This window comes from Flavobacterium sp. (assembly GCF_044348915.1).
Classification (GTDB): domain Bacteria; phylum Bacteroidota; class Bacteroidia; order Flavobacteriales; family Flavobacteriaceae; genus Flavobacterium.
In genome coordinates, this window is sequence record NZ_JBIKRX010000006.1 from 52,271 (window position 1) to 66,040 (window position 13,770).

A 13,770-nucleotide genomic window follows, 5' to 3' on the forward strand; every position below is an offset into this window, starting at 1 on the left:
TTAAAGCATTAAGAACTTTAGACCTCTGCTTTTGACTATTGTCTAGAGCTAATAAAAAGCTTATTTTTGCCAAAAATACAATCAAAACTTTTCAAATACAAATAACAAATGCTAGAAAGCGATAAAAAAAGAGGATTTATTGAATTGGGAAAATTTTTAAGCCAGTTTTCCGAGAATGAGTCTAGCCAGAATCCATCGGTTTTGCAAAATGAGTTGTTTTTTGAAGATTTTGAAAATTTAATACAACTATCACAATCCCACAACGGTTGGTACACCCCTGAAAACGTTTACTTTGCTCTTCAATCTTGGGCAACAGCCTTAACGGAAGAAAACTTTGAGAAATGGCTGTCTGCCTATAATCTCAATGATGTAAAACCTAAAACCGTTGGGCTGATTTTAGCCGGAAATATTCCGCTAGTTGGTTTTCACGATTTTTTATCGGTATTAATTTCAGGACATAATGCCCTTATAAAAACTTCATCAAACGATCAATTTTTATTGCCTTTTTTAGCAAACTATTTAATTGCGATTGAACCCGAATTGGCTAACAAAATCACTTTTATCGAAGGAAAACTAGAAAATTTTGATGCTGTAATCGCCACCGGAAGTGACAATACTGCGCGTTATTTCGAATATTATTTTAAAGATAAACCTAGCATTATTCGTAAAAACCGAAATTCAGTTGCTGTTTTGAATGGAGAGGAAACCAAAGAACAACTAGTTGCTTTGGGTGAAGATATTTTTAGGTATTTTGGATTGGGTTGCCGCAATGTTTCCAAACTATTCGTCCCAAAAGGCTATTCTTTCAACCCCTTTTTTGAAGCCATTTTTGAATACCAAGATATAATCCATTATGAAAAATACGCCAATAATTATGATTATAACAAAGCGGTTTTCTTGATGAGTAATTTCAAGCTATTAGATAATGGTTTTTTGACTATTAAAGAAGACAACAGCTACAGCTCCCCTATTTCGAGTGTTTTTTATGAATACTATGAATCTATTGAAGATTTACAAAATCGACTTGAATCTGAAAATGAAAAAGTTCAATGCATTGTCGGCAACAATCTTGTCGAAAACAGCATCCCATTTGGCTGTACACAAAAGCCAAATTTATGGGATTATGCAGATAATGTGGATACAGTGTCTTTTTTGTTAACATTATAAAAAAAAATAAGCGAATTATTCCGAATTATTTAATGCATATTCAAGTCCGATTTCCGAAATTTGCAACTTAATTTTTTGGACATCAATCACACCATGAAAAAACACAACTACAGCGCAGGACCTTGTATTTTACCACAAGAAGTTTTTGAAAAATCAGCTCAAGCCATATTAAATTTCAATAATTCGGACTTGTCCATTTTAGAAATTTCGCACCGAAGTAAAGATTTCGTTGCCGTAATGGAAGAAGCTCGAGCATTGGCTTTGGAACTTTTAGGATTAGAAGGAAAAGGATATCAAGCTCTTTTTCTTGCTGGTGGAGCAAGTATGGAATTTTTGATGGCACCATACAACTTAATGAAAGAAAACGGTAAAGCTGCTTATCTTGATTCAGGTACTTGGGCCAGCGCAGCTATCAAAGAAGCTAAATTTTTCGGAGAAACTGTTATCGTTGGTTCATCAAAAAACGAAAACTACAACCACGTTCCTAAAGGATACTCAATCCCTGCAGATGCGGATTATTTTCACTGTACTAGTAACAATACCATTTTCGGAACTCAAATGAAAGAATTTCCTACTTTGGATATTCCAATGGTTTGCGATATGAGTTCTGACATCTTTTCGAGAAACATAGATTTTTCTAAATTCGGCATTATTTACGCGGGAGCTCAAAAAAATATGGGACCTGCGGGAGCGGCTTTGGTCGTAATCAAAGAAGAAATTCTAGGTAAAAACGGACGTACTATTCCAAGTATGCTAGATTATTCTAAGCATATTAAAGCAGAAAGTATGTACAACACACCACCTGTTTTTCCTATTTACGCTTCACTTTTGACTTTGCAATGGCTTAAAAACCTTGGTGGAATTGCTGCAATAGAAAAGATAAACAATGCAAAAGCAGATTTACTATACACAGAAATTGATAGAAACCCTTTATTTAAAGGAACAGCAGTAGTTGAAGACCGTTCTACAATGAATGCGACCTTCTTATTGGACACTCCATTACACACGGATACTTTCAATGCAATGTTGAAAGAAGCCGGAATTGTTGGTTTGCCAGGGCACCGTTCAGTAGGAGGTTATAGAGCTTCTATGTATAACGCAATGCCATTAGAAAGTGTTCAGGTTTTGGTTGAAGTAATGAAAGATTTAGAAAATAGAGTATAAGCCTTAGATTCCAAAAGGGATTAGAAAATTATAATTTAATAAGAGAGTGAAACGAATTCATTTCTCACAATGAAAAGAAAATGAAAGTATTAGCCAATGACGGAATTTCGAAAAGTGGAATTCTAGCTTTAGAAAAAGGTGGATTTGAAGTTATAACTACAAAAGTAGCCCAAGAACAAGTTGCAAATTTTGTAAACGAAAACAACGTAAGCGTAGTTTTGGTAAGAAGTGCAACCAAAGTTCGCAAAGATATAATCGACGCTTGTCCTGGACTAAAAATTATTGGTCGTGGAGGTGTTGGGATGGATAATATCGATGTTGATTATGCAAAAAGCAAAGGTATCAGTGTTATCAATACTCCTGCCTCTTCATCGGAATCGGTGGCGGAATTGGTATTTGCACACTTATTCTCAGGAGTTCGATTCCTGCACGATTCGAATAGAAATATGCCTTTAGAAGGGGATTCAAACTTTGAAGGTTTGAAAAAAGCCTACGCTAACGGAACTGAATTAAGAGGTAAAACTTTAGGTATTGTTGGAATTGGCCGTATTGGTCAAGCTACTGCAAAAATGGCTTTGGGTCTTGGCATGAAAGTAATTGCTGCCGATAGTTTTATTCCTACTGTAGATGTTAAAGTTGAATTTTTCGACGGGCAATCTATTACCACAACTATTGTTTCTCAATCTTTAGAATCATTATTCAAAGAAGCCGATTTCATTACATTGCACGTTCCTGCTCAAGATGGATACATCATTAGCGAAGCAGAATTAGCTACTATGAAAGACGGAGTTGGAATCGTAAACTGTGCTCGTGGTGGCGTTATTGACGAAGTAGCGTTAATCAAAGCATTAGATTCAGGAAAAGTATCCTTTGCTGGACTAGACGTTTTCGAAAGTGAACCAAAACCTGAAATGACTATTTTGATGCACCCAAAAATCTCTTTGACTCCACACATCGGAGCTGCAACTGGAGAAGCACAAGATCGAATTGGAACTGAATTAGCTTCGCAAATAATTAACATTTTAAGCTAAATATCTATACTATATATTTACAGGCTGTCTATTTAGGCAGCCTTTTTTTTGTTAAATACTATTCATCAACCATTTGTTTTTTGTAATTTTATTTTTCAAAACTGCAAAGTGAAAAATTACTGCTACATATTAACTTTGATTCTCTTTCTTATCGTGAGCTGCACTAGCAAAAAGTCAACTGCGTCCGATCCTGAAAAAAATATAACTACAATAAATGACACTATAAAAATTGCAAAAAAAGATGTCAAAGTAACCAATGACACCATCCGAATTGCCAATGATTCATTAGAATATGAGGTGATCATTATCGATCCCGGTTTCAGTTCTTGGATTGCTAGCAGAGCTTTTCAAAGAGGATATCATTCTCAGTCCTACTTGGAAACGAAGAATATTTTCTACATCAACGAGTGGAACAATCGTGTGTTACAACCTCAACGCTTCAATCCGAATTTATATGAAATGAGAATCGATTATGACCAGAACATCAATTACGGCTATGAAGTAAATTATTTGATTTACAATTATATGATTTACTTTCAAAACACCTATAACCAGCGACTATATGGAATTGTCCCTCCAAGATAATACACTATATTTGTGCTATTAGTTTTATTTTAAAATGGAGAATTTAAAAAAACGTTGGGGAATTACTTCTAATTTTCAATTGGTCATCATTTTTGTAGTTTTTGCAATTACAGGATCGGCTTCGGCTTGGTTGTCAAAACCAGTTTGCAATTTGATAGGAATCACTAAGGAAGATTTAGGTTTATGGTTTACGCCCGTTCGATTAATTGTGATTTTTCCGTTGTATCCTTTTGTATTAATATTCTTTGGCTATCTTTTTGGTCAATCAAAATTCTTTTTCCCTTTTTCGAAAAAAATGTTGCGAAGTATGGGATTGGGATTTATTTTTAAAGAAGAAAAAAAGTAAGTTATTTTTCTTTTTTGATCCAATAATTGTAAATCCAAGCCAATGTAAAGGATGGAATGAAATCTGTAAATGGAGTGATTTCCTCTATAAAAGTAAAAATTCCACCTACTTTTCCAACGGTTCCTTTGTACATCCAAGTCATTAGAAATCCAGCCATTGGAGCCCAAACCACATCCGAAAATTCGCCAACTAATGGAATCGAGAAAGACAACATTCCTATAGCGTCGAAAACTATTCCCAAAATAAGATTTCGGTTTTTATTGCTTTCTTTCTCTATGATTACTTCTTCTGTCATTTTAGTGTTTTTCAATACAAAGATACAAATACAAGTTAGAAGTAAGAGGTTAGAGGTTCGAAGTAAATAAAACGGCTAAAAAAATATTGGCAATGATAACCAAAATCTTTGTTTCTTTGTAAAAACTGTTCCAAAAGATGATACACGCAAAAAACATTCATAAATATTACGACCAACTTCAAGTACTCAAAGGAGTTGATTTACTTATTAAAAAAGGTGAAATCGTTTCTATCGTAGGCGCTTCGGGTGCTGGAAAAACGACGCTTTTGCAAATTCTTGGAACATTAGACAAGCCCACCATCGAAAACGGAATAGAATTGCGTATCAACAATCAAGATATTTTGACGATGAATGATAAAACTTTATCCAAATTCAGAAATTTGAACTTGGGTTTTATCTTCCAATTTCATCAATTATTACCGGAATTCACGGCTTTGGAAAATGTTTGTATTCCAGCCTATATCGCCAATAAATCACGTCAGGAAACGGAAACTGAAGCCAAAAGATTACTCGAATATCTCGGACTTTCGCACCGAATCAACCACAAACCCAACGAACTTTCGGGCGGGGAACAACAACGTGTGGCGGTCGCAAGAGCTTTAATCAACAAACCTGCTATCATTTTTGCCGATGAACCATCGGGAAATCTTGATACTCATTCAGCCGAAAATTTACACCAATTGTTTTTTAAATTACGTGATGAATTTGGACAAACCTTTGTTATTGTTACCCACAACGAAGAATTGGCCAATATGGCGGATAGAAAATTGGTGATGGTGGATGGATTGATAAGTTAGCAGTATTCAGGTTCCAGATTGCAGGCTGCAGATTGCAGGTTGCAGAAATAAAAAAATCCGTTTCAATCAGCGTTTTGCTTTAGCAAATCCGTATTATCCGCGTTCTAATTATGAATTCATTCGAACTTAAATCCTTTCTCGACGAAAAGGTAATTCAATACAACACGCTTGATTTTATCGAAAGTGATCCGGTACAAATTCCGCATTTGTTTTCCCAAAAAGAAGATATTGAAATTGCTGGTTTTTTGAGTGCTACTATTGCTTGGGGCAACCGCAAAATGATTATCAAAAATGCTCACAAGATGATGGATTTGATGGGGAATTCCCCTTATGATTTCGTGATGTCACATTCCGAAGATGATTTGGAACGAATGGAATCTTTTGTTCACCGAACCTTTAACGGACAGGATTTTTCGAGTTTTATAAAAGGACTGCAACACATTTACAAAAACCATAACGGTCTCGAAGCGGTTTTCGCCCAACATCAAGAACCGAATTCGATGCAAAAAAGCATTTCCGAATTCAAGAAAAGTTTCTTTGAAATTCCACACCAAAACCGAACCCAAAAACACATCTCCGACCCAATGAATGGTTCTGCGGCGAAAAGAATTAATATGTACCTGCGGTGGATGTGCCGCCAAGACAACAAAGGCGTTGATTTAGGCATTTGGAAAAGCATTTCGCCTTCACTCCTATCTTGCCCGCTTGATGTTCATTCTGGAAATGTAGCTCGGAAATTAGGCTTGCTGACCCGAAAACAAAACGACGGAAAAGCTTTGGCAGAACTCGATTTAAAACTTCGTGAACTCGACCCGAACGATCCCGTAAAATATGATTTTGCGTTATTTGGACTGGGCGTTTTTGAGGGTTTTTGATATTGATTATTAGACTATTGTAATCATTGAATTCTGTAAACATCTCATAATCTAACAATCTAACCATCATTTTAACGTACCTTTGCACAAAATTTACGTTTTATGACCACTTTCGAAAAATTCAATCTCCCAAAATCAGTACAAAAAGCAATCGATGATTTAGGATTCACAACGCCTACTCCTATTCAGGAAAAAACTTTTTCTGTGATAATGTCAGGTCGCGATATGATGGGAATTGCACAAACGGGAACAGGTAAAACCTTTGCTTATTTATTGCCCTTATTAAAACTTTATAAATTCACTCCAGGTCATACTCCAAAAATTGTAATTCTTGTTCCAACTCGTGAATTGGTTGTTCAAGTTGTTGAGGAAGTCGAAAAATTGACTAAATATATGTCGGTTCGTACTGTAGGGATCTTTGGAGGTGTTAATATTAACACTCAAAAAACAGTTGTTTATACTGGTTGTGACATTCTAGTAGGAACTCCCGGTCGTGTAATGGATTTAACATTAGACAATGTCATCCGTTTCGAAGAAATGCAAAAATTAGTCATCGATGAGTTCGACGAAATGCTGAATTTAGGTTTCCGCACCCAATTGACTGCAATTTTAGCAATGATGCCTAAAAAACGTCAAAACATTCTGTTTTCGGCTACAATGACCGAAGAAGTAGATAAGGTTCTGAACGATTATTTTGATTATCCTGAAGAGGTAACCCTTTCGGCATCGGGAACTCCATTAGAAAATATTACACAAATCACTTATAATGTCCCGAACTTCAATACCAAAATCAATATGCTGAAACACTTGTTGGAAACCAACGAGGATATGAGCCGTGTTTTAGTTTTTGTTAACAACAAGAAGATTTCGGATATGGTTCACACTCGAATCGAGGAAGATTTTGAAGGTCAATTTGGTGTAATCCACTCCAATAAATCTCAAAATTATCGTTTGAGTACAATGGCTGAATTCCAAGCAGGTAATCTTCGAGGTCTGATCACTACCGATATTATGGCTAGAGGTTTGGATATTTCGAATATTACCCACGTCATCAATTTCGAAATGCCTGAGCTTCCAGAATTGTATATGCACCGTATTGGTCGTACCGGTCGTGCCGATGCGACAGGAACCGCCATCAGTATGATTGCTCCACGCGAAGATGAATTCAAATTTGCCATTGAATTACTAATGGATATGGAATTGTCTGTTGAGGATTTTCCAGAAACTGTTGAAATCTCCACAAAACTAATCGAACCTGAAAAAGACCGTCAGCCGATGAAGTTTATGATGAAAAAGGTAAAATTAGAAGGCGACGGCGCATTTCACGAGAAAAGCAAAAAGAATAAAAAAGTCAATCTCGGTGGCCCTGGTATAACCAAGAAAAAAACACACGGTTCGGTAAATAGAAATATGTTGAAAAACCAAGCCAAGAAACGCAAGGATAAGAAATAGTTGTCAGTGTTCAGTTTTTAGTATGCAGTTAAGTACTGAACACTAAAAACTAAACACTGATTACTTATACTAGATCTTTGTAAAAACCAAACAAACTGGAGAACACAAGTCTATTTTTTTGCCAGTTGCAGCAAGCATTCCTGTAGTTTTATCTCTTTTAAAAATTACGATTTCATTTGTATATTGATGTCCCACCAAAAGAAAATTCCCAGTTGGGTCAATATTGAAATTTCGAGGTCCTTTTCCTAATGTGCTGGTTCTTTGCACGAATTCTAAACTTCCTTTTTTCGAAATTTTGAAAACAGAAATATCATTGGCAGTTCCGCGATTGGTGGCGTACAAAAACTTCCCGTCCGGCGAAATATGAATATCAGCGGCTCCAATATCTCCTTTAAAATCGGTAGCAACTACGGTAGTTTCGCTCAATTTTTTCAATATCCCATCATTATAACTAAGTGATGTGATTGTACCGTCTAATTCTTGTAAAACAAAAACATTCTTACCGTCTTTACTAAAAATTAAATGCCTTGGACCACTCCCAGGTTTAAGATCAAAACTGCTTTTTAGTTTCAAAGCTTCGGTTACTGAATTTGGATCGTATCGATACAAGTACACTTTGTCAGTTCCTAAATCATTGGCTAAAACGCACTTCTTGTCAGGCGAAAAATAGACCATATGAGCGTGTGGTGCTTCCTGTCTTTTTTCATTAATACCTTTGCCTGTATGTTGTACTATTTGTTTCACTTCGCCAACACTCCCGTCACTGTTTTTGGCTAAAACCGAGATATTACCACTAGAATAATTGGCTGTAATCACATTTTTATCATCATTAATTATATAACACGGATTTAACGCGTTTACATTTTTAAAATTTATAAAATCCAATTTTCCGCTTTTCGAATCATATCCAAAGGCGCTCACAGAACTCTTTTTATCATTTTCACTTACCGAATAAACAAATTTATTATCATTAGAAACCGCTAAATAACTAGGATTCAAAATGTTTTCAGTATTGCTCTTGAGCTTAAAATCACCGATTTCAGAATCGAATTCATATACATAAATTCCTTTGCTTTCACAGCTTTTGGTGTAGGTTCCAACAATCAAATTGAATTTTTTTTCCTGCGCTTCGATAGTTGTTAAAGCGAAAAGAGAAAGAAAGGTTGCAAAAATGGTTTTCATATTGTTTTACTATTTCGAATTAATTGGAAACAATTACTTATTCCGATGCTTCAAATATAAACTAAATTTTATCAAAATCAGTGCGCAATTGCAGACTAAAATATAAAATCAAAATACTATCTTTGACAAATACAATTCGCTGAACACCTCTGAAAATTGTAGCTTGTGAAGTAAACTAAATAACGGAATGCAATTCAAATATCCAGAAATCTTTTATTTTCTTTTCTTGTTGGTTATACCAATTCTGGTTCATTTATTTCAATTGCGACGTTTCAAAAAGGAATATTTCACGAATGTTCGTTTCCTCAAAGAACTTTCCATTCAAACCAGAAAGAGTTCCAAAATCAAAAAATGGTTGCTTTTAGCCAGCCGTCTACTCCTGTTAACTTGCCTGATTATTGCTTTTGCCCAACCTTTTTTTAAAGCGAAAGACAGCAAAAACAGTTCGAATGAAATGTATATCGTTTTAGATAATTCTTTTTCGATGCAAGCCAAAGGTCAAAAAGGCGAATTGCTAAAAAGAGCCATTCAAGAATTACTCGAAAACACTCCCGAAAACCAAACGTTTTCGCTGATTACCAATTCGGAAACTTTTTGGAATACCGATATCAAATCCATTCGAACCGAATTACAAAACCTGAAATACAGCGCTTTGCCTTTTCAATTGGAAACTGCGATGTCAAAAATAAAATCCAGAAAAACAGTTGTAAACAAGGATATTGTTGTGATTACGGATGCTCTGGGACTAACTCCTAAAAAATTGAAAAGCATTGACAAAGACTACAATACTTACTTTGTCATTCCAGAAGCGGAACAGAAAAATAATGCCTCTATTGATAGCGTATTTATTCATCAAACCTTGGATGACTTTTATGAAATTGGTTTAAAAATGTCTTATTTTGGCGAACAGACAAAGCAAATTCCAGTGGCCTTGTACAATCAAAATAAATTGATTGCGAAGACAATGACCAAGTTTGACACCGAAGACAAAACCATCTATTTCAGTATCCCTAAAAAGGATTTTCACGGCTATGCTTCAATTACCGACAATGGGTTAGCATACGACAACGACTTGTATTTCAGCATTTCGAAACCGAAAAAAAACAACATTATCAGCATTGGACAAGCTGAAAAATCGAATTTCTTAACACGAATTTACACCACTGATGAATTTAATTTCTACAATTATCCGATTGAAACTTTGGATTATAATTCTATAGAAAATCAGGATGCGATTGTTTTGAATGAACTAGAAGAAATTCCGCAAGCGCTGCAAACTACTTTGAAATCTTTTGTTGAAAAAGGGGGCAATTTAATTCTTATTCCATCTGCAAAAGCTTCTGTAGTTAACCTCAACTCATTTATAAAAATCTTTGGAAACATCCAATTCAAATCTATAGAAAACAAAGAAAAATTAATCACGAAAATCAACTTTAATCATCCTTTATTCAGCGGTGTTTTTGAGAATACCATCAATAATTTTCAATATCCGAAAACAAAAACTTCATTTGGAATCTCAGGTTCTAATCCAGCAGTTTTGTACTACGAAGACCAAACTCCTTTTTTGAGTTCGATAAATAGCTCTCGAGACTCGTCGGGATCTTCCGCATATGTTTTCACAGCTCCAATCAATTTAGAAAACTCCAATTTTCAGCAATCACCAGTAATTGTACCTTCTTTCTATAAAATGGGCGCGAACAGTCAAAACAATGGTGTAAATGCACTAACAATAGGACAAAACAATTCATTTTTGGTGAACGCCACTTTGTCAAAAGATGAAATCTTGAAAGTAAAAAACGATGCTGAACCCTTTATTCCAATCCAACAAATCCTGAATAGTAAGGTAAAATTAACTTTCAACGAGTTTCCTACTCAGGCAGGGAATTTTGGGATTTTTTCAAAAAATGACCGGTTACAAAACATCAGTTTCAATTACAATAGAACCGAAAGTAATTTGGCTCAAGCCAATGAAGACGTACTGTCAGATTACAAAACCATCGATTCTTTAAATACCGTTTTCGACACATTACAAACCGACCGAACTGACAATCAAATTTGGAAATGGTTTGTTATATTTGCATTGCTCTTTCTCCTTACTGAAATGGCAATTATAAGATTTGTAAAATAAAAACGCTAGATACAATTTTACCGCAAATTCGCAAATTATTCTAATTGTAAGAAATTGAAATTTGTGAAATTGTGGTAAAAAATAAAAAAATATTCAAATAATTAAACAATTATTATGAGCACAATTATCCGGGAAGCCAAAATCATCGACTCTTCAAGTCCTTTTCACAATCAAACCGTCGATCTTTTAATTGTTAATGGAATCATCACAAAAATCGGAACTTCACTTCCCAATCCAGAAAGCATAGAGGAAGTAAAACTAGAGAATTTACATCTTTCACAGGGTTGGTTTGACAGCAGCGTTTCACTAGGAGAACCTGGTTTTGAAGACCGAGAAACTATCGCCAATGGATTGAATGTTGCTTCCAAAAGTGGTTTCACAGCGATTGCGTTGCAACCCAACTCCTACCCGATTATAGACAACCAATCGCAAATCAATTTTGTAAAAAGCAAAGCCAATGGTTTCGCGACCGAGCTTTTCCCAATCGGTGCACTTACCAAAGAAAGTGAAGGAAAAGATATGGCGGAATTATTCGATATGAAAAATGCTGGAGCTGTTGCATTCGGAGATTACAATAAAAGTTTGGACAATGCCAATTTGCTAAAAATTGCCTTGCAATACGTTCAGGATTTTGATGGATTGGTTATTGCTTTCGCCCAAGATTCCAACATCAAAGGAAACGGCGTTGCCAATGAAGGTATCGTCTCCACCCGATTGGGATTGAAAGGAATTCCAGATTTGGCCGAAGAATTGCAAATAGCTAGAAACTTATTTCTACTCGAATACACTGGTGGAAAACTACATATTCCAACGATTTCAACTGCAAAATCTGTACAAATAATAAAGGAAGCCAAAGCCAAAGGATTAAAAGTGACTTGCAGCGTTGCCGTGCATCATTTAGTGTTAACCGATGAGAAACTAGAAAATTTCGACACTCGAAGTAAAGTTACGCCGCCATTGCGAACCGAAACCGACAGACAGGCCTTGTTAGCGGGAATTCTAGATAACACCATCGATATGATTACAACCGATCATAATCCAATTGACATTGAGCACAAAAAAATGGAGTTTGACGGAGCGAAAAATGGAACAATTGGTTTAGAAAGTGCTTTTGGTGCGTTGTTAACCGTATTGCCCTTGGAAAAAGTAATCGGAAAATTGACTGCAGGAAAAACTACTTTCGGAATTGAAAATCTTTCTATTTCAGAAGGAAATAAAGCCAACTTCAGCTTATTCAACCCAGAAGGAAACAGTATTTTTACGAACGAAAATATCTTGTCAAAATCGAAAAACTCCGCTTTTCTGGGAACAGAACTGAAAGGAAAAGCATATGGAATTTATAATCAAGGTAGATTAGTTTTAAATTAATAAACATACCTGACAGGTTTCAAAAACCTGTCAAGTATAGTAAATCAAAAAAATGAACAACAGCATCGAAAAAGGAAAAACCGCAGCCATCACTAGCTACATATTAATCATCGGCGTTTTTATCGCAATGTCGATGAATACAGGCGAGGATAAGAATTCATTTGCTTCGTTTCACATTCGTCAAGCCTTGGGTCTATCGTTCACTTTTATTTCGTTGGGATTAATTATCAGTAATTTTGACAGCCCTATGATATCCATTTCTATGTGGGTTTCCCTTTCTGTTTTATGGACTTACGGCATTTTTAGTGCTATCAATGGCCAAACTAAACCAATTCCTCTTTTAGGAAATTATTTCCAAAAATGGTTTGCATCAATCTCTTGATTGTAGATTGCTGATTAACGATTTATGATTTCAGATGGCAAAACTTATCACTATAAACTGAACACCACATAATTATTATGAAATTATCTTTAGAATATCTCGTACGAGAACCTAAAATAAAACTGGACAAAAATCCGCTTCTACTATTAATACACGGTTACGGTAGCAACGAACAAGATCTATTTTCCTTCGCTGCAGAACTTCCTGGTGAATATTATATTGTTTCAGCTCGCGCTCCATACGATTTGCAATACGACAGTTATGCTTGGTACGCCATTAACTTTGACGCGGATCAAAACAAATTTTCCGACAATGAACAAGCGCAAACTTCACGTGATTTGATTGCAAATTTCATTGATGAATTGGCTGCTAATTATTCTATTGATTCTGGAAACGTGACTTTAATTGGATTTAGCCAAGGCGCCATTTTGAGTTATGCTGTGGCACTTTCGTATCCAGAAAAAGTGCAAAGAGTAGTAGCAATGAGCGGTTATATTAGTCCCGATATTTTCAAAGAAAATTATCTTAAAAATTCGTTTTCAAACCTAAAAGTATTTACGTCTCACGGCACAGTTGACCAAGTAATTCCTGCAGAATGGGGCCGCAAAGCAAAACCTTTTTTAGACAATTTGGGAATAAATGCCACTTACAAGGAATACCCAATTGGGCACGGAGTTTCTCCACAAAATTTTTATGATTTTAAGAATTGGTTGAAAGGATAAAAAGACCGCTAATTCGCAGATTTTTAATTCCTGAAAAGAGGAAATCTGCGGTAAAAATTTATTTTTGATATAATAATGATTGAAATGTTTCGAAAGAAACGGTTTCATCCTCATTGACAAAATATTTTATCAACACTTCTCCCCAATACTCACCATCACTAAAATCGGCGATAATCCAGCGATGGTTCAACACTTTCACTTTATTGATGATGAATTTATTGGCGCCAATTTGATCTTGTCCTACATAAGGATTGCCTTTAGGATTGGCATTCAAAT

Annotated in this window: 14 protein-coding genes and 1 pseudogene; 12 read left to right on the top strand and 3 right to left on the bottom strand. The window is 35.4% G+C overall.

Translation table 11 applies throughout. The annotated features are described in order from the left end of the window. Nucleotides 1-108: 108 nt before the first annotated feature. The 5 genes from ACIQ1E_RS02165 to ACIQ1E_RS02185 all read left to right on the top strand — a co-directional run bounded on the left by ACIQ1E_RS02165 (nucleotide 109) and on the right by ACIQ1E_RS02185 (nucleotide 4,293). The gene (locus ACIQ1E_RS02165; protein WP_396168282.1) at nucleotides 109-1,167 is read left to right on the top strand and encodes an acyl-CoA reductase; all 1,059 of its coding nucleotides are present in this window, start codon (nucleotides 109-111) and stop codon (nucleotides 1,165-1,167) included. Nucleotides 1,168-1,260: 93 nt separating this feature from the next. Then, the gene (gene serC / locus ACIQ1E_RS02170; RefSeq protein WP_396168283.1) at nucleotides 1,261-2,331 is read left to right on the top strand and encodes a 3-phosphoserine/phosphohydroxythreonine transaminase; all 1,071 of its coding nucleotides are present in this window, start codon (nucleotides 1,261-1,263) and stop codon (nucleotides 2,329-2,331) included. 80 nt (nucleotides 2,332-2,411) lie between these two features. Further along, entirely contained in the window at nucleotides 2,412-3,362 is a 951-nt protein-coding gene (locus tag ACIQ1E_RS02175) for a D-2-hydroxyacid dehydrogenase (protein ID WP_396168285.1), read from the top strand. 108 nt (nucleotides 3,363-3,470) lie between these two features. Next, the gene (locus ACIQ1E_RS02180) at nucleotides 3,471-3,947 is read left to right on the top strand and encodes a DUF6146 family protein (protein WP_396168287.1); all 477 of its coding nucleotides are present in this window, start codon (nucleotides 3,471-3,473) and stop codon (nucleotides 3,945-3,947) included. Between the two features lie 34 nt (nucleotides 3,948-3,981). Further along, nucleotides 3,982-4,293 (top strand): DUF6787 family protein, encoded by a 312-nt coding sequence (locus ACIQ1E_RS02185; RefSeq protein ID WP_396168288.1) that lies wholly within the window; start codon nucleotides 3,982-3,984, stop codon nucleotides 4,291-4,293. 1 nt (nucleotide 4,294) lies between these two features. Here ACIQ1E_RS02185 and ACIQ1E_RS02190 read toward each other — a convergent pair whose 3' ends face one another. Beyond that, a complete protein-coding gene (locus ACIQ1E_RS02190; protein ID WP_396168290.1) occupies nucleotides 4,295-4,588 on the bottom strand; it encodes a hypothetical protein in 294 nt (97 codons plus the stop codon). Between the two features lie 137 nt (nucleotides 4,589-4,725). Here ACIQ1E_RS02190 and ACIQ1E_RS02195 point away from each other — a divergent pair, with 137 nt between their 5' ends. The 3 genes from ACIQ1E_RS02195 (at nucleotide 4,726) to ACIQ1E_RS02205 (ending at nucleotide 7,712) form a co-directional block, all read left to right on the top strand. After that, nucleotides 4,726-5,385, top strand: a complete 660-nt coding sequence (locus ACIQ1E_RS02195) for an ABC transporter ATP-binding protein (protein WP_396168292.1) — start codon at nucleotides 4,726-4,728, stop codon at nucleotides 5,383-5,385. Between the two features lie 110 nt (nucleotides 5,386-5,495). Beyond that, a complete protein-coding gene (locus ACIQ1E_RS02200; RefSeq protein ID WP_396168294.1) occupies nucleotides 5,496-6,260 on the top strand; it encodes a TIGR02757 family protein in 765 nt (254 codons plus the stop codon). 102 nt (nucleotides 6,261-6,362) lie between these two features. Then, on the top strand, nucleotides 6,363-7,712 hold the full coding sequence (locus ACIQ1E_RS02205) for a DEAD/DEAH box helicase (protein ID WP_396168296.1): 1,350 nt from the start codon (nucleotides 6,363-6,365) through the stop codon (nucleotides 7,710-7,712). 69 nt (nucleotides 7,713-7,781) lie between these two features. On the opposite strand, the gene ACIQ1E_RS02210 is transcribed toward ACIQ1E_RS02205, so the two are convergent. After that, nucleotides 7,782-8,894, bottom strand: a complete 1,113-nt coding sequence (locus ACIQ1E_RS02210; RefSeq protein ID WP_396168298.1) for a lactonase family protein — start codon at nucleotides 8,892-8,894, stop codon at nucleotides 7,782-7,784. 187 nt (nucleotides 8,895-9,081) lie between these two features. On the opposite strand from ACIQ1E_RS02210, the gene ACIQ1E_RS02215 reads away from it, so the two are divergent. The 4 genes from ACIQ1E_RS02215 (at nucleotide 9,082) to ACIQ1E_RS02230 (ending at nucleotide 13,494) form a co-directional block, all read left to right on the top strand. Continuing rightward, nucleotides 9,082-11,022: a BatA and WFA domain-containing protein gene (locus tag ACIQ1E_RS02215; protein ID WP_396168300.1), complete on the top strand. Its 1,941-nt coding sequence runs from the start codon at nucleotides 9,082-9,084 to the stop codon at nucleotides 11,020-11,022. Between the two features lie 114 nt (nucleotides 11,023-11,136). After that, nucleotides 11,137-12,390 carry a dihydroorotase family protein gene (locus ACIQ1E_RS02220; protein WP_396168301.1) on the top strand — a complete coding sequence of 418 codons (1,254 nt, stop codon included), beginning with the start codon at nucleotides 11,137-11,139 and terminating at the stop codon, nucleotides 12,388-12,390. A 52-nt stretch (nucleotides 12,391-12,442) separates the two neighbouring features. Beyond that, entirely contained in the window at nucleotides 12,443-12,772 is a 330-nt protein-coding gene (locus ACIQ1E_RS02225; protein ID WP_396168303.1) for a hypothetical protein, read from the top strand. A 77-nt stretch (nucleotides 12,773-12,849) separates the two neighbouring features. Then, nucleotides 12,850-13,494, top strand: coding sequence for an alpha/beta hydrolase (locus ACIQ1E_RS02230; RefSeq protein WP_396168305.1), 645 nt, complete (start codon nucleotides 12,850-12,852; stop codon nucleotides 13,492-13,494). Between the two features lie 58 nt (nucleotides 13,495-13,552). Here ACIQ1E_RS02230 and ACIQ1E_RS02235 read toward each other — a convergent pair. Then, nucleotides 13,553-13,770, bottom strand: a pseudogene (locus ACIQ1E_RS02235) (hypothetical protein); the annotation flags it as partial.